The sequence below is a fragment of the Streptomyces sp. NPDC044063 genome (assembly GCF_056434285.1).
The window spans coordinates 148,836-165,337 of the sequence record NZ_JBWKFM010000016.1 but is presented as its reverse complement, the minus strand read 5'-3'; the positions used below and the strand labels follow the sequence as shown (position 1 = coordinate 165,337).

Here is a 16,502-nt window from a genome sequence, read left to right as displayed (position 1 = left end):
ACACCGACATGATGCTGGCCGCCGCCGGCGCCCTCGCCGACGTCGTCGCCGGCGACGAGCTCAACGCGAACTACATCATCCCCAGCGTCTTCAACCCGAAGGCCACGGCGGCCGTCGCCGCCGCGGTGAAGCAGGCGGCGCTGGCACTCCGTCAGGGCGACTGAGCGGTCAGCGGTACTGGACCTTGGCGAAGGCCGGCGGCGGACGTCCGCCGGCCTTCGCCCTTGCGGCTGGGGTTGGCCCGCTGGTCATTGGCCTGGGTGATGATCGCCTTGATCCCTCAGGGCGTCGTACAGGTGACTCGTGCCCCGGCCGCAGGGCCGGGGCACGAAGCGCATGGCCGTGTGGCGAGGTCAGCGGCGCCATTCCGTCAGGCCGGATTTACTCCAGTCCTCACCGGGGCGTTTGAATCCCGCCCGGATCCAGGTGCCGTCCGGCCAGTAATACATGTTGCCGAAGTTCGATCCCTGATAGTCGGACGCTGTGAAGTAGCCCAGCACGTGCTCCATGGGCTCTCCCTTGTTGGGTGAGCGGTCTATCCACCCCTCGTACGTTCCGCACATCGACGCTACATTCAGCCGCGCCCAGGCGTACCATTTCCCGTTTTTCTTTCCCGATCTGAGCTCGACCTGCCCGCATCCTCTGTCCGTGGCATACGCGTCGGTTTGGGTCTTCTCCCATGAGACGGGGCCGGGATCCGTGTTGTCGCAGCTGTAACCGCCAGCACACGGCAAGGGCGCCGCGGCGGCGTTCGCCGCCAGGGGGGACATCACCAGGGCAACCGCGGCAGCCGTCACCATGACTTTTTTCAGCATGTGCGCCTCCCCATTCCTTGGACTTCTGTGCCGGAATGCGCTCTGAGGGGTCCCATTGTCGCGCTGCGGAATCCCTTGTCACGGCCCTTACTGGCCAATACGGACCGCTGAAATCGGAGGGATAGCGTCCGCAAGCCGTCGCGGCGCGCCGAGTCGCACCCACCGTCGCGCCCGCCGGGCCCCACGCCCGGCTTTCTGGTGTGGCGGCTCGCCAACACGTGGCGTGTCGCGGTTGATCGTGCGGTGGCTGGCGCGTGCCTTGGAGTCGGCCGGTCTGGTCGAGCACGCCCGCGATCCTCTCCCTGCTCGACGTACCTCTCGCTCCATCCCTACCGAGTCGTCAGATCGCTGACGTGTCCCGGGGCACTGGCCGCGTCCTCCGGTAGACGCTGCGCTGCAGGTGATCCTTGGACGGGCCTGTCGTGCGCCAATGCACCCACCACTCATCATGCGAGACGGCGGTGAACATCCCCTCGTAGCGGTCTGCCGCACACGGATGGGAGACGGTCCAGCTTCCGGTGCGCAGGTCCAGGTCGTGGAAGAACCGGCCGTCGGCGAAGGTGACCTCGCAGGTGCCGTCCGGTGCGGGCAGCAGCGCGAGCGTACGGCCCGCCCTGCTCGTCGTGCCGTCCCAGCACAGCTCGCCGTCCTCCGTGTGCAGCAGCCGGCCGTCCCCCGATGCCCGGAACGCCGCGGTGCCGTGGAAGGTGCCGCTGGTTCCCGAGGCGAGGTCGAACAGGGTGCGCTCGACGCTCCATTCCCCTGTCAGGTAGGCCGCCACATCGGGCACGGGGTACGAGGCCGGGGGCGGGGTCGGGACAGAAGAGTGCACTTCCTCATTATCCCCGCCCGCTCCTCGCTCCTGTTTACGCCCCCGTTCCGTCCCCCTTTGGGGTTGCGCCGGGCCGGGGGCGCCCGGCCCGGCCTCGGCTGCGATACGACACCAAGGGTGACCACGCGAGCCGACAAAGCCGAGACGGCCGAGAAGATCGCCGCCCTCCGCCCCCTCTATGAGAAGGACCTGGCCTCCGGCGTGGAGCGGTTCTTCGCGCCCCGCCGGACGACCTGCCCCTGGTGTGCCTCGGATCGCTTGCGCGAGCGGATGCGCACCACCGACCTCCTTCAGCACAAGCCCGGCACCTTCGTCATCGACGGGTGCCGGGCCTGCGGCCATCACTTCCAGAACCCACGGCTCAATGACGAGGGCCTGGAGTTCTATTACCGTGACTGCTACGACGGCCTCGGCGCGGAAGCCGCGCGGAGTGTCCTCGGCGCGTCCCGCAGCCTGAAGCGCCACCGGGCCGTCGCCCTCTCGCTGCAGCCCTTCACTTCCCCCGCGCGCTGGCTGGACGTCGGCACGGGGCACGGGCACTTCCCGCAGATGGCCGCGGCCGTCTTCCCACACACCGCGTTCGAAGGCCTGGACCAGGGCGAAGGGGTGGAGACCGCCGCACGCGAAGGCCGGATCGGACGGGCCCTGCGCGGCTCGTTCACCGAGCTCGCCCCATCCCTGGCAGGGACGTACGACGTGGTGACCATGCACCACTACCTGGAGCACACCCCGGATCCGCGCGCCCAGCTGCGCGCGGCTCATACGGCGTTGCGCTCCGACGGGCTGCTCCACATCGAGGTGCCCGACCCCGAATCGGCGTACGCGAGGCTGCTGGGCCGCTGGTGGCTGCCGTGGTTCCAGCCCCAGCACCTGCACATGATGCCCGCGCGCAACCTGCGGCAGGCGCTGGAGGAGTGCGGCTTCACCGTCGTGGCGACCGAACGCCCGGCGGCACACCGGCCGGTGGACCTCTCGGCTGCTCTCCTGTACCTGCTCTCCCACCTGATGCCCCGGGGCGACGCCCCCTGGCATCCGCGGTCTCCCTCCCCCGCCGCCCGGTTCGTCCGGGAGGTGATGTGGAAGGCCGCCCTGCCTGCGGTGGTCGCGGCGTACGGTCTCGATCTGCTCCTGAGCCCGCTCGTCCGGCGCATCGGCTTCTCCAACGCCTACCGGCTGCTCGCACGCCGGAACTGAACTCCCCCTCAGGTCAGCGCGATTCCGCGAGTGCTTCGAGGTGCCCCGCGGCCGCGCCGGCGCCTCCGGCCGCGCGCAGGGAGTCCCGCAGCCGTCGGGCGGCGGCGCGGTACGGCGGCTCGTCGAGGACGGCGTCGAGGGCCTCGCCCAGCCGGGTGCGGTCGGCGCGGCCGAAGCGCACGCGCACCGCCGCGCCTGCCGTCGTCACCTGACCCGCGACGAAGGGCTGGTCGTCGCGGATGGGGGCGACCACGAGCGGGACTCCGTGCCACAGCGATTCGGCGACGGTGTTGTGGCCCGCGTGGCAGATCACCGCCGAGGCGTCGGGAAGGAGGGCGAGTTGAGGGATGCGCGGCAGGGCGAGGAGGGTGTCGTCGGAGGCTCCGGTCAGGAATCCACCGGGGTCGGCGACCACGCCCTGCAGGCGGTGCGCCCGTTCCCGTACGGCCACGGCGCACTCGGCGAGGAAGCGGGCACCGACGTCCGTGTTGACGGTGCCGAGCGAGATCAGGACCGTGTCCCGGGCGCGGTCGCGCCATTCCCGGGGGAAGCCCGGGGCTGAGGGCGGCCGGGCTGGAACGGCGGGTCCCACCCACCGCACCTGAGGAAGCGGAGTGTGCCCGGCCGCCGCCAGCTCCGCGACGGTGTAGGCGAGGACGAGGTGGGGAGAGAAGCGGAGGTCGTGGGTCGCCCCGGGATCGCCGAACCGCTCGCGCAGCCGCCCCAGCAGGCCGCGGATCCATTCGTCGGCCTTGGGCAGCGCGGCGACGGCCCGGCCGACCTCCGCCGGCGTGGTGGCCGACGTCGCCCAGCGCACACCGAGCCGCTCGGCGGCGAGAGCTCCGGCGAGCGCCTGCTGGTCGGCGACGACCACGTCCGGCCGGAAGGCACGGACCGCTTCCCGCGTGTCCGGGGCCATCGCCTCGGCCAGCGGCACGAGGACGTCCTGCCACAGGAAGCGCAGGGCAGCGGCCCCGCGCAGCTCGGGCGGTCTCCGCAGCCCTTCCGGGAGCGCGCAGGGGTACACGTCGGCGCCGGGCCCGACCGCCTCCCGTACGAGGCCGGGGACCCCGGCCCAGGCCACGCGGTGGCCGCGCGCGGTCAGCTCGGCGGCGACCGCGGCTGCCGGGTTGATGTGGCCGGTCAGCGGGGGGACGACGAAGAGGAACCGGCTCATGGGGTACGGGTACCGGTGTTCTTCCGGGCCTTCGCCGGCCGGCCGAGGTCCTCGCGCAGCCAGTTGAGCAGCAGGGCACCGACCGTTCGGGGCGCGTCGACGAGCAGAGTGTGTCCCTGGCCGGGGACGACGACGGTGCGGCAGTACGGCAGCAGGTCCTCCAGCGCCGGGGACGATGCGGCGAGGGAGGAGTCCGCACCGTAGAGGGCGAGGACCGGTACGGCGAGGGAGCGCAGGCCGTCCTCCTCGGGGACGCGGCCGGCCGCGATGTCCTCGATGAGAGTGGTCTCGTCCAGCAGGAGGCGGGTGCGCCGGGCCATCCGGGCCGCGAACCACCCGTGCTCCTCGCGGATCCGGTCGGTCTCCCGCGTGTCGCGGAACGTCTCCGCGCAGCGGGTGAGGAACCCGCTCATGCGCCGCGGCCAGTCCCCGATGGGCGGTGCGGACTCGATCAGGAGGATCCTGGAGAGGTGGTGCGGATGGCGTACGGCGAAGTCGAGGGCGACGGCTCCGCCGAAGCTGTTCCCCACGAGGACAGCGGGGCGGTGGATGCCGAGCGCGTCGAGGAGGCCGCGGAGATCGGCCGTGAAGTCCTCCAGCCGGTAGCCACTGGCAGGCCTGTCGCTGCGGCCGTGACCGCGCTGGTCGTACATCACGACGCTGTGCCCGGCGTCCGCGATCCCGGCGGCGATGGTGAAGTAGTAGCCGGCCAGGTTGTCGGGGCCCAGGCCGTGGACGAGCACCACGGCGGGCCGGCCGGGGTCGCCCAGCCGCTCGACGTTCAGCCGGATCCGCCCCACCCGGAGCGACGTCACCGCAGGGACTCCACGACATGGCGCACCAGATGCCCGACCGTCAGGCCGATGATCTCGGAGAGGTCGAGGGAGGCGAAGTAGCCCGGGAAGTCCACGCGTTCCCCGTAGGCGGCGCGCAGTTCCGCGGTGAGGGTGACCAGGTCGATGGATTCCAGGTCCAGATCCTCCACGAACCGGGTGTCCATGGTGACGGTGCCGGGGTCCGGCGCGCAGTCGCCGAGCACGGTGTCGAGGGCTTTGGTGATCAGGGCCAGTACGGTGGCCTCTTCAGCGGTCTCCACACGATCGGTCATCGCTGCCGCCCTTTCCCGGATTCCCGGTCATGGCTGATGTGGCTGGTGTCTTCGCCGGTCCAGGCCACGATGTAGTTCCTGGGCGGCAGGCCCGGCGGATTGCCGATCCGCGTAAGACGTACGGGATGGGAACGGCCCGACGGCGTACGGACATCGACGGTGTCCACGTCCGGCTCCATCTCACCGGGGCCACGGACCGCCGTCACCACGAAGCCCTGGGGGTTGCCGCGCAGCCCCGTTCCCTCGGCCTTGGCCGCCGCCTCCTTGGCCGCCCACAGGCGGGTCAGTGCCTCGGGCCCCGCGCCGAGCCGCTTGAACAGCGCGTGCTCGCCGGGGCCCAGCGCCATCGCGGCGGTCGTGTCCGGCCGGTCGGTGATCTCCTCGACGTCGATGCCGGCGGGCGTGCCTCCGGGCCTGACGAGTGCGACGGCCGCCTCCCGGCAGTGGGCGAGGGACAGTTCCAGTGGAGGCAGTCGGCGCCCGTGCACGCCTTCCGGGCGGGGGCGCCCGCCGGGCTCGTTGAACACCCGGACCTCGCCGGGGAAGACGGGCCCCGCTCCCCCGTCCCAGAGGTGGCGGCGCACCGCGTCCTTGGCGGCGATCCGGCCGAGGAGCCAGGCCCGCCTGCCGCGCGGTGGACGTCGCGCGTACTCGGCCCGCTCGTCCCCGGCGAGTTGGCCATGCATCATCAGGTTCCACGAGGCCGGGTCGGGCCAGTGGTCGAAGAGGAGCTGCCAGCCGCCCTGACGGTGGGCGGAGAGGGTGCACCGCTCCGGGTGGCGATCAGCCGCGACCGACCCGGGTGCCGAGTCGAACCGGCGGTCCCGCCAGCCGCGGATCTCGGCCCATACGCGGCCGCCGTGCGTGAGCTGGACGTCGGCTTCCAGGGCCGTCGCGTCGAGACCGGTGATCCGGACGTGGCACTCGACGCGGGAACCGGGGGCAGGGGACGGCCCGTAGAAGTCCGCTCGGCGGATGCTCACGGGGAGCACCACGGTGCGTTCGGTACGGGTCGCCATCAGCCAGTAGCCGAGGAGTTGTCCGGCGTTGTCGAGGAGGGCGCCGGGTGCGGCGGGGGTCGTGAGGGCTCCCCGTACGTGCCGCTCGCCGAGCGCGGTGACGGCGGTGACCCCTTGGAAGCGTGGGCCGTGGAACATCCACCGCTGCTCGTACATCTCCCGCGCGGAGACCTCGGGCGGGCTCTCGGGCCGCTCGCAGGGCCAGGGAGCCGGTGGGGCAGGGTAGCTACCGGCGACGCGTACGTCGGCGCGCGCGTACCGGCCGAACTCGACCCGGCGTCGGCCGTCCTGCCCGGCGGTCACCGTGAGCCGCACAGTGATGGGCGGTGCGGCGACGACCCACTCCAGGAAGCGGACGTCTCTTACGGTGACGGGTGTTCCGGCGGCACCGGCGGCGGCGTCCATCATGAGCTGGACGATCGTGGTGGCGGGGACGACCGGGCGGCGGTCGGCGAGATCGGGCCAGCCGGGGCGCTGCCGGTAGAAGCAGTGGTCGAGGAGGTACGGCATGTGGGTTACGTCGACCTCAACGGTCCGGGCGGAGGTGCCCTCCGCAGCCGCGAAGAGGGTGGCCGCCGTGGTGGCCGTCTCGGTGAGCAGGGCGTCCAGTTCGGCGGCGGCCGGGAAGCGCCGGGCGAGGGCATGAAGCGGAGCGGTGGCGGCTCGCTCCTGCCCGCCCGGCCCCTGCCTGCGCAGCACCGCCCGCAGCTGTTCGCGGGCCGCCGGTTCCAGCGAGACGGGCCCCGCGCCGAGGTCGATGCGCATCGCTGTCCGGGACGCCTCGAGTGCCGTGAAGTCCGGCTCCGCACCGAACGCCCAGAGGCCCGCGGCGGCCCGGCCGAGCTGGGACAGGCCGTCGCGGCGCGGCGAGGCGGCGCTGACGGCCAGGTGCTCACGGTCCCCCAGGGTGTCGCCGACCAGCGCGGGCAGCTGGCCGTTGCCGAGCTGGACGAAGGCCCGGAAGCCCGCGGCGTACAGCGACTCGGTCAGCTGCCGGAAGCGGACCGGTTCGAGGAGGTGCCGGAAGAAGAGCTCCCGGATGCCGGCCTCGTCGTCCGGGAAGGGAGCCGCCACCGTGCCCGACCACACCGGTGTCCGCGCCGGATGCACGGTGGCGCTGCGCGCAAGTGCACGCAGAGGGGCGAGGTGAGGGGCCAGCATGGGGGTGTGGAAGCCCGATTCGAAGGGCAGGACGCGGCCGAGGACGCCTTCGCCGCGCATCCGGGCCGCGAGGGCTTCGATCTGCTGCCGCGGGCCGCAGACGACGCACTGGCGCGGGGCGTCGTCGTGGGAGAGGGCGACGCCGGGGTAGTTGGGCAGCACCGCGCCGGCCTGTGCGGCGGAGGTGCCCAGGACCAGGAAGGCGAGCGGGGGCAGCCGCATCCGCCGTACGAGGGCCTCGACCAGGGATTCTCCCGGGTCTCTCGGATCGCCCGCCCCGAACATCCCGGCCACGGTCATGGCGGTCCATTCGCCCGCGCTGTGGCCCGCGAGGGCGTCGGGGCGGACGGCGACGCGGTCCAGTGCGGCCGCGAGCAGTCTGCCCGCTCCGATCAGGGCGAGGGTGTGACCGGCGAGGTCCGCAGGCTGTTCCGGCCGCACCGGGGGCGGCTCCAGTCCGAAGTGGGCGGCGACCTCGTCCACCCGGGCAGCGGATCCGGCCTCCACGCCGGGGAAGAGGAACGCGGTGCGTCCGCCTCCGGCTCCGAGGAGCGGGGCCGGCGCGAACCATACGTCGCCGCGCCCGCGCCACGGCCGCCCCTGGGCCACGGCCTTGCGGGCCAGGGCGAGCTTCCTGGCGTCCGGGCCGGCGATCGCCAGCCGGACCGGGCCCCGGCCCCGGGCGCCCGTACCGCGTACGGCCGCGTCCTCGGCGTCGAGCAGTTCGGCGAGGCTCTCGGGGCCGGCCGCCGCGAGGCGCAGCAGCGGCTCCCGTTCGGTGACCTCGGCGTTGGCTTTGGTGTTGGCTTTGGCATTGATCTTGGCGTCGGCCCGCCGTGTACGGGTGGGTGCGGGCGGCTCCTCCAGGACCGCGTGGGCGTTGATCCCGCCGAAGCCGAACGCGTTCACCGCGGCGCGCCGTAGGCCGGCTTCCCAGGGACGGGCGGTGTGCACCGGGCGGAAGCGGGTCGCCAGCAGCGCCGGGTGCGGTGTGTCGCAGTGCAGGGTGGGCGGCAGGACGCGGTGGTGGATCGCCAGAGCCGCCTTGATCATGCCTGCCGCGCCCGCCGCGGGCATGGCGTGGCCGATCATCGACTTCACCGAGCCGATGACGGCGTCCGGCTCGGTGCCCCGGCCGAACACCTCGGCCAGAACGGCCATCTCGGCCCTGTCGCCGCGGGGCGTGCCCGTGCCGTGGGCTTCGAGGAGTCCGAGCGCGTCGGGGGCGGTGGGGTCCAGGCCGGCGGCCGCCCAGGCGAGCCGTACCGCGTCCGCCTGGCCCGCGGGGTCGGGGGTGACCAGGGAGGCGGCGCGGCCGTCGGCCGCGACACCCACAGCACGGACGAGCGCGTAGATGCGGTCCCCGGCCCGTCGTGCGTCGGCGAGCCGCTTGAGCACCAGGATGCCGGTGCCCTCCCCGAGGAGCACGCCGTCCGCGTCCCGGTGGAAGGGCCGGATGCGCTGGGACGGCGACAGGGCACGCAGGTCGGCGAAGACGCTCCACAGCGTGATGTCGTGGCAGTGGTGCACGCCGCCCGCCAGCATCACGTCGCACCGGCCGCGCTCCAGCTCCGTCACGGCGTGGTCGACGGCGACCAGGGAGGAGGCGCAGGCCGCGTCGACGGTGTAGGCGGGGCCGCGCAAATCGAGGCGGTTGGCGACGCGGGAGGCGGCGAAGTTGGGGATGAGGCCGATGGCCGAGTCGGGGGTGTGCGGGCCGAGCGCGTCGAGGAACGCCGTGCGCAGCCGGTCGAGCTGTTCCCCGTCCAGCTCCGGCAGTACTTCCCGCACCGTACGGATGAGTTGGGACGAGGTGCGCACCCGCTGGTCCAGGCGGGCGAGTCCGGCGGTGAGGTAACCGCCGCGGCCGAGGACGACGCCGATACGGGAGCGGTCCCGGGGCAGGGAGCCGCCCGCGTCGGCGACGGCCGCGGCGGCGGTGCGCAGCGCGATCAGCTGGTCGGGTTCGGTGGTGCGGGCCGCCGCCGGCATGATCCCGAAGGCGGCGGGGTCGAAGTCGGCGAGGCCGTCGACGAAGCCGCCGCGGCGGCAGTGGACGGCGTCGGGCCGGTGGCACTCGGAATCCAGGCGTCCGGGCGGGATCTCGGTGATGGCGTCGACCCCGCCGGTGATGTTGTGCCAGTACGTGTCCAGGTCGGCGGCGCCGGGCAGGGTGACGCCCATACCGATGATGGCGATGGGCTCGCGCCCGGCCGTCATGGCAGCCGTCCCGCGGTGAGCACGACTTCGTCGGTCTGCGGATCACCGTGGGCGAGTTCGCGGAACAGCGCCCGTACGCCTTCCTCCGGGTCGATCAGGGTGAGGCCCCGCCGGGCGAGTTCGCGGGCGAGGTCCGGGCCGACCATGCCGGGGTGGTGCGGGTCGGGCGCCCATGGGCCCCAGTGGACGGTCAGGGCGCGGCTTCCGGTGGCCCGGCGCCAGTGGCTGCCGAGGGCGGCGAGGGCGTCGTTGGCGGCGCTGTAGTCGCTCTGGCCGCGGTTGCCGAGGACGGCGGCGACGGAGCCGAAGAGGACGGTCAACGGGGGCGGTGCGGGCAGGGCGCGCAACGCGGCGAGGAGGGCGCGGGCACCGTCCACCTTGGTGCCGTGGACGCGGTCGAAGGAGCCGGGCTCCTTGTCGGCGAGCAGCCGGTCCTCGACGACGCCCGCCGCGTGCACGACGACGTCGATGCGCCCTGCGTCGGTGTGGATGTCCTCGACGGCCCGGCGCACGGCATCGGCGTCGCGCAGGTCGAGGCGGTGGTAGCGGGCCCGGCCGCCGCCGGCCTCGATCGAGGCGAGGGTGGCGGCGACTTCGCGCCGGGCGAGGATGTGGCGGGCCTCGCGTTCGATCGCGCCGGGCGCGATCCGGCCGCGCGCGGCGAGCGCGGCGCACAGGGCCGCCTTGTCCGCGGCGTCGGCCAGGCCGGGCGGCTCGGGGGCGCCGGGTGGCTCTGTACGGCCGAGGAGTTCGACGCGGCAGCCCGCGCCGGCGAGGGCGACGGCGACGCGGGCCGTGATGCCGCGGGCGCCTCCGGCGAGGACGGCGACGGTTCCGGGGCCGAACCTGGCGGCGAGCGCGTCGGCATCGGCGTACGACCCGAGCGGCGCCCGGTACGGCTCGCCGGCCCATCGGCTCCCGTCGGCGGCGTGCCGGACCACCGGGGACCGGTCCGGGGCGAGGAGCTCGCCCACGATGGCGTCGGCGAGGTCGGCGGCAGGAAGGTCGGACGCAATGGAAACCAGGCGGGCGAGGGTGTCGGGATATTCGCGGGCGACGGTCCGGAAGAACCCGCCCAGGCCGGCCGTACCGAGGTGCTCCCCGGACGGCCGGGCACACAGCAGCCACGTCGGGGCGCGCCGCAGCACGGCCTGGAACCAGGGGAATCCGGCGGGAAGCACCGGTTCCGGGTCCGGCGTGAGCGCGGCGAGGTGCACGGCACCGTCGAGCGGACCGGAGGGAACGTCGGCGCTGCGGTCGGACCGGACGGTGACGGCTCCGAGCGCGGCGAGACGGTCGTGGACGGCCTGGACGAGAGGGGTGTCCGCTCCGAGGACGAGGAAGCGCCGGTCGTGCAGGGCTGTGTGATCCGGCACTGGTGCGGGGGCGAGTGGGACTTCCCGCAGCAGGTAGCGCTCGGGCGCGGCGACGTGCAGTGGAGGGTTCGTCGACGGGACGTCGCCCGGCAAACCCGGTTCGGTGGTGGGGGCCGTCAGTCGCTCCGCGAGTGCCGCGGCCGTACGGGCCTGGAGGAGCTCCTCCAGCCTGGTGTCCGCCCACGCTCGGGGACCTTGCCCCGTGGCACCGGTCAGCCGCCGCCCGAGCTCCCCGACGATCTCGGTCCGTTTGATCGAGTCGATGCTCAGGTCGGCCTCCAGGTCGAGGTCGGGCTCGACGAGTTCCACGGGATAACCGGTGCGTTCGCTGATGACCGCCCGCACCGTGCCCAGCACGTCCGGCACGGCGGTGTCCGGTACAGCGGCATCATCCGGCTGGGCGATGTCGCCGACCCGAGGCATGGGGAAAGGGAGAGCGCCCGGCACTGGCGCCTCCGTCGGCATCGCAGGAGCGTTCCCGGCGCCGAAGTACGCCAGCAGGACGTCCCGCTGTGCCGCCACCATCTCGCGGCTGCCGCGGAGGAATTCGGTCAGCACGTCGGGGCCGTCGGCGCGCGCACCGGGGGTGGCGAGGGGCCCGATCCTGCGGGCCGGTCGCAGCCCGCCGGGCACCGGCTCCCCGTCGGCCGTACGGACGAGCCGGCCGTCGACCGTCCAGCCCGGCACGGCCGGGACCGCCTCCGCGTCGGCGACGACCGCGTCGCGCCCGGCGAACAGCCGCTCCGCCTCCACCGGCACGCCGGCCACGGCGAGCCGGGCCAGTGATGTCAGGTGTCCGGCCAGCCCGGAGTCCGGGGACGGCTCGAAGGGGACCGCGACGTACGGCCGTTCGCCGAGGATGCCGTGGACCAGCCCGGTGAGCACCGTGCCGGGCCCGGCCTCCACGAAGACGCGCGCCCCGGCCTCGTACATCGCCTCGATCTGCTCGCGGAATCGCACGGGCGCGGCGATCTGGTCGGCGAGCAGCTTCCGTACGTCCGCGGGGTCGTCCCCGTAGCGTTCCGCCGTCGCGTTGGACCAGACGGGTACGTCGGGCGTACGGACCGGGCGGCCGGCCAGCGCCTCGGCGAACCGTTCGCCGGCCCTCGCGAGGAGCGGGCTGTGGAACGCGTAGGTGCCGGGGAGGCGGCGCGCGTCGATGCCGGTGTCCGCCGCGGCGGCCAGGGCCCGTTCGACGTCCGCCTCGGGCCCGGAGACGACGCTCTGCGCGGGGGCGTTGTGGCAGGCGACGACCACCCGGCCGGTCAGCCCGGCCGCGGCGAGCAGCGCCTCGGTCTTGTCGGGTGCCGCGGCGACGGCGGCCATGGCGCCCGGTTCCCCCTCCGTCGCCTCGGCGACGGCGTCGGCACGCGCGGCGCTGAGCTCGGCCACGGTCTCCGGGGGGAGGGCGCCCGCCGCGCCGAGGGCGACCAGTTCGCCGTACGAGTGGCCGGCCGTCATGTCGGCGCGTACGCCGAGCGTCCGGAGCACGTCGTAGGCGGCCGAGCACGCTGCCCCGAGGGCGGGCTGGGCGTTCCGGGTGTCGGCGAGCCGGGTCCGCTGTGCCTGGCGGGTCGCGGTGTCGAAGGCGGCGGGTGGGAAGAGCGCGTCGGCCGGAGCGGGCTGGAGGTGGCGCAGATGCCGTTGCGTGCCGGGGAACGCGGTGAAGAGTTCGGCGAACATGCCGGGTCGCTGGCTGCCCTGGCCGGGGAAGAGGACGGCGACCTTGCCGATCGGGGAGGCGGTGGGACCTGCCGTGCCCTCTTCCGCGCGCTGGCTGCCCGGCGGTGCGCTCGTCTGCCCGGCTCGTTCGCCTTCCGCGAGGAGGACTCCTGGCCTCCGCTCCCTCGCCACCACTGCCCGCAGCAGCTCCGGCAGCGTGTCGAGCGAGGTGGCCACCACGGCCGCTCCGACCCGGTCCGCGCCGGTGCGCCGTGCGGCGGTCAGGGCGAGGTCGCGCAGCCGCCACGGGCGCCCGGCCCGGTCGTTGATCGCGGTGAGCCGCAGGAGTTCGCGGGCGTCGTCCGTGGTACGCAGGACGACGAGTTCGGCGGGCCAGGCGTCGTGGCCGTACCGCGGCGGCGTGGCCCCGGTGTGGGATCGCAGCACCGCGTGGAAGTTCGTGCCGCCGAAGCCGAACGCGCTCACGCCCGCGACTCGCCGTCCGGCGGGCCACGGCAGCGCCTTGTCATGGAAGACGAACGGGCTCGTGTCCGGCTGCCAGACGTGGGTGGGGCGGTTCAGGTGGAGGGTCGGCGGCCGTACGCCCGTGTGGAGGGAGAGGGTCGCTTTGATGAGGCCGGCCAGGCCGGCGGCGCACTTGGTGTGCCCGATCTGGGATTTGACCGAGCCCAGGACGCATCCGCCGGGAGCCGCGCCCGCCTGCGTGAACGTGTCGGTGAGTGCGGTGAGTTCGGTACGGTCTCCGACGACCGTGCCCGTGCCGTGGGCTTCGACGAGCCCGACGTCGGCGGGTGGGATCCGGGCCTGGGCGTAGGCCCGTTCCAGTGCGGTCCGCTGTCCTTCGCGGCGGGGTGCGGTCAGACCGAGTGAGCGTCCGTCGGCGGAGCTGCCGACGGCCTCGATGACGGCGTAGACGCGGTCGCCGTCGCGCTCGGCGTCGGCGAGGCGTTTGAGGACCACGCAGGCGATGCCTTCGCCGAGCGTGGTGCCGTCGGCGTCGGTGTCGAAGGGGCGGCAGCGGCCGGTCGGTGAGAGGGCGTGCACCGAGGAGAAGAGCAGGTAGTCCTTGATGCCGTTGTGCAGGTCGGCGCCGCCGCACAGGGCGAGGTCGGCCGTTCCGGTGCGGAGTTCCTTGCAGGCGGCGTCGACGGCGGCCAGGGAGGAGGCGCAGGCGGCGTCCACCGTGTAGTTCGTACCGCCGAGACCGAAGCGGTTGGCGATGCGTCCCGCGATGACGTTCGCGAGCATGCCCGGGAAGGAGTCCTCGGTCAGTGGGGGAAGCTGCTCGGCCAGTTCCTCCGGGAGACGGCCGAGGTAGGAGGGGAGGACGGCGCGTACGGTCGTGGCGTCCGTGGTGTCGCTGCCGGTCTCGGCCCCGAAGATCACGCAGGTGCGGTCGCGCGGGAAGTCGCGGTGGTCGTATCCGGCGTCTGCCAGCGCTCGTCCCGCGGCTTCCAGCGCCAGGAGCTGGGCGGGGTCGATCGCGGCCAGGGAGGCCGGGGGGATGCCGTAGCGGAGGGGGTCGAAGGGGATCCGGGGCAGGAAGCCGCCCCATGTGGAGGTCGACAGGTCGTGGGCGGTGGCGCGCGGGCCGTGGTGGAGGGAGGTGTCCCAGCGTTCGGGCGGGATCTCGGTGACGGCGTCGGCGCCCGCCAGCACGTCGGCCCAGAAGGCGGGCAGATCGGGCGCGTTCGGGAACATGCAGGCCATGCCGACGACGGCGATACCGAGCGGTTCGGGCGCCGGGCATCGTACGGAACTCGGTGAGGCCGGTCGCAGGGCGGCGGCGTGGTGCTCGTAGAACGCGGCCGCCCCTTCGCTCACCTGGTGGTGGAGCGTGGGGATGCTGGTGGTGGCGGTGCGCAGCACGGCTGTCTCGCCGGCCATGAACAGGCCCTCGGCGAGCTGTCGCCGCTCGTCGACGTCGGTCAGGGTGTCGCCGACGCGTTCGATGCCCTTGCCGGCGATGCGCAGCCGCCCCAGGTGCAGGCGTTCCAGTTCCTCGCGGGCCTGCCGGTCGGGGACGCCGCGCTCCTTCAGCTCGTCCTGGACCTGTCGGTGGGTGCGGCAGAAGGGGCTGGGCAGGCAGCGGGTCGCCTGGCCGGGTCCGGTGCGAAGAACGGTGGTGCGGTCGGCGGCGAGGGCTTGCCGCTGGTAGAGGGGGCGGATGGCGCCGCTTGCGACGGCTTCCTCGGTGAAGAGGTAGGCGGTGCCCATGAGGATGCCGGTGGCGGCGCCCCGTGCTCCGATGCCGGAGGCGAGTGCGGCGACCATGGCGGCGGAGCGTTCGTCCTGGATCCCGCCGGCGAAGAGGATTTCCGGGCGGACGTCCGGGTGGGCGTCCAGGTGGTCGGTGAGGACGGCGAGCTGGGCCTCCCACAGGGGGAAGCTGTTGCGCGGTCCGATGTGGCCGCCGCATTCGGCGCCTTCGAGGACGAAGCGGCGGGCGCCTTGCGCGAGGAACTGTTCCAGCAGGCCCGGCGAGGGCACGTGCAGGAAGGTACGGATGCCGCATTCCTCCAGGGCCGCGGCCTGGGCGGGCCGGCCACCGGCGATGATCGCGTGGGAGGGTCGGAGCTCCCGTACGGCCGCGAGCTGGGCCGTACGGACGTCCTCGGGTGCGAAACCGAGGATGCCGGCGCCCCAGGGGCGCTCCCCCAGCGCGGCGCGGGCCTGTCCCAGCAGTGCGCGGGTGCGCTCGGCACCGGCGAGCGCCAGGGCGAGGAAGGGCAGCCCACCCGCGTCGGCGACGGCCGCCGCGAACCCGGCCTGGTCGCTGACCCGGGTCATCGGCCCTTGAGCGACGGGCAGCCGGGTGCCGAGGGCGCGGCTCATCGGTGAGCCGGGGCGCAGCACGTCCGGGGCTTGCCGGTCGGTTACGGCCCGGTCGATGCTCGCGCGGACGGCCCGTACGGCGGTGGCTGCCGTACGGTACTGCTGCGCGAAGCGGCGGGCGAGGAAGGCGTCCTGGCCGAGCGGCAGTGGCAGGCCGCGCAGGGCCGCGGGCAGGCCGGGCCGCCGGTGGTCCAGGGTGCGGTGTCCGGCTTCGATACGGGTCTCCGTGCCGTCGACGGTGCGCAGGGCGGCGGCTACGGCGGGCGGCGTGTCCGCCTCGTCGAGGAGGGCGAGCTGAACGTCTAGGACGACGCCGGCCGCCTTCGCGATCACCGCGGCGGCGGCCGTGTGCGGTCCGATGCCGCCGCACGCCCAGACGGGGACGGTGACCCGGTCGTCGGTGAGGAGTTGCTGGAGCAGGACGAACGTGGACAGTTCGCCGGCGGGGCCGCCGCACTCGCTGCCTCGGGCGACGACGCCCGCCGCTCCGGCGTCCACGGCCGCACACGCCTCGTGCAGGCTGCGCACCTCGGCGATGACCGTACCGCCGCGGTAACGGCCGACGGCCCAGGGGGATCCGGGTGCGAGGAGCACGGCGTGCGGGCCGGCGGCGCCGGGGACGTACAGCTCCTCGGGCGGGAGGGCGCAGCCGGCGGGGACGCGGACGCCGAAGGCGCCGGGGGTCCAGCTCCGGGCGAGGTCCAGGGCTTCCCGTGCGGGTGGACCGCCCGCTCCGAGGTCGATGACGCCGAGCCCCCCGGCTCCGCTGACGGCGGCGGCGAGCCGTACGTTCGGCTCCCCGAAGGGGCCAATGCCGATGACTGAGCGCGCCAAGGCCGCCAAGGGAGGCCCCTCCTCTCGCCGGACAACCGGACAGCGTGATGATGGCGATGATGGCGAGTGGGCGGCATCAAGTGCGTTGATAGTCGGGGTGGTTCACCCGATGGAGGAGGGCTGCGCGCACGCGTACGCGGGGCGGGCGGGCGGTCCGGACGGGGATTGCGGGGTCGGCCTCATTCGTCGGACGTGCCGGAGTCCCGGTCGTGGAGTCGGCAGGACGACCGTGACTATTGACGGATCGA

8 protein-coding genes are annotated in these 16,502 nt (G+C 73.9%); 1 reads left to right on the top strand and 7 read right to left on the bottom strand.

Annotation, left to right across the window (positions count from 1 at the left end; translation table 11 throughout):
• Positions 1 to 353 precede the first annotated feature (353 nt).
• Both AC07BS_RS21145 and AC07BS_RS21140 read right to left on the bottom strand, forming a co-directional pair.
• Positions 354 to 815 (bottom strand): hypothetical protein, encoded by a 462-nt coding sequence (locus AC07BS_RS21145; RefSeq protein ID WP_478637626.1) that lies wholly within the window; start codon positions 813 to 815, stop codon positions 354 to 356.
• Between the two features lie 340 nt (positions 816 to 1,155).
• Positions 1,156 to 1,647 (bottom strand): DUF6314 family protein, encoded by a 492-nt coding sequence (locus AC07BS_RS21140; protein ID WP_478933788.1) that lies wholly within the window; start codon positions 1,645 to 1,647, stop codon positions 1,156 to 1,158.
• A 117-nt stretch (positions 1,648 to 1,764) separates the two neighbouring features.
• Here AC07BS_RS21140 and AC07BS_RS21135 point away from each other — a divergent pair, with 117 nt between their 5' ends.
• Positions 1,765 to 2,841, top strand: a complete 1,077-nt coding sequence (locus AC07BS_RS21135; protein ID WP_478933786.1) for a class I SAM-dependent methyltransferase — start codon at positions 1,765 to 1,767, stop codon at positions 2,839 to 2,841.
• 13 nt (positions 2,842 to 2,854) lie between these two features.
• On the opposite strand, the gene AC07BS_RS21130 is transcribed toward AC07BS_RS21135, so the two are convergent.
• From AC07BS_RS21130 to AC07BS_RS21110, 5 genes are read right to left on the bottom strand one after another with little or no spacing between them, the layout of a single operon-like run.
• A complete protein-coding gene (locus AC07BS_RS21130; protein ID WP_478933784.1) occupies positions 2,855 to 4,018 on the bottom strand; it encodes a glycosyltransferase in 1,164 nt (387 codons plus the stop codon).
• A complete protein-coding gene (locus tag AC07BS_RS21125) occupies positions 4,015 to 4,833 on the bottom strand; it encodes an alpha/beta fold hydrolase (RefSeq protein ID WP_478933782.1) in 819 nt (272 codons plus the stop codon). Before AC07BS_RS21125 ends, AC07BS_RS21130 begins: the two co-directional genes overlap by 4 nt.
• Entirely contained in the window at positions 4,830 to 5,126 is a 297-nt protein-coding gene (locus AC07BS_RS21120; protein ID WP_478637635.1) for an acyl carrier protein, read from the bottom strand. The genes AC07BS_RS21125 and AC07BS_RS21120 overlap by 4 nt, the downstream gene beginning before the upstream one ends.
• Positions 5,123 to 9,526, bottom strand: coding sequence for a beta-ketoacyl synthase N-terminal-like domain-containing protein (locus AC07BS_RS21115; protein WP_478933780.1), 4,404 nt, complete (start codon positions 9,524 to 9,526; stop codon positions 5,123 to 5,125). Before AC07BS_RS21115 ends, AC07BS_RS21120 begins: the two co-directional genes overlap by 4 nt.
• Entirely contained in the window at positions 9,523 to 16,254 is a 6,732-nt protein-coding gene (locus AC07BS_RS21110) for an SDR family NAD(P)-dependent oxidoreductase (RefSeq protein WP_478933778.1), read from the bottom strand. The genes AC07BS_RS21115 and AC07BS_RS21110 overlap by 4 nt, the downstream gene beginning before the upstream one ends.
• Positions 16,255 to 16,502 lie beyond the last annotated feature (248 nt).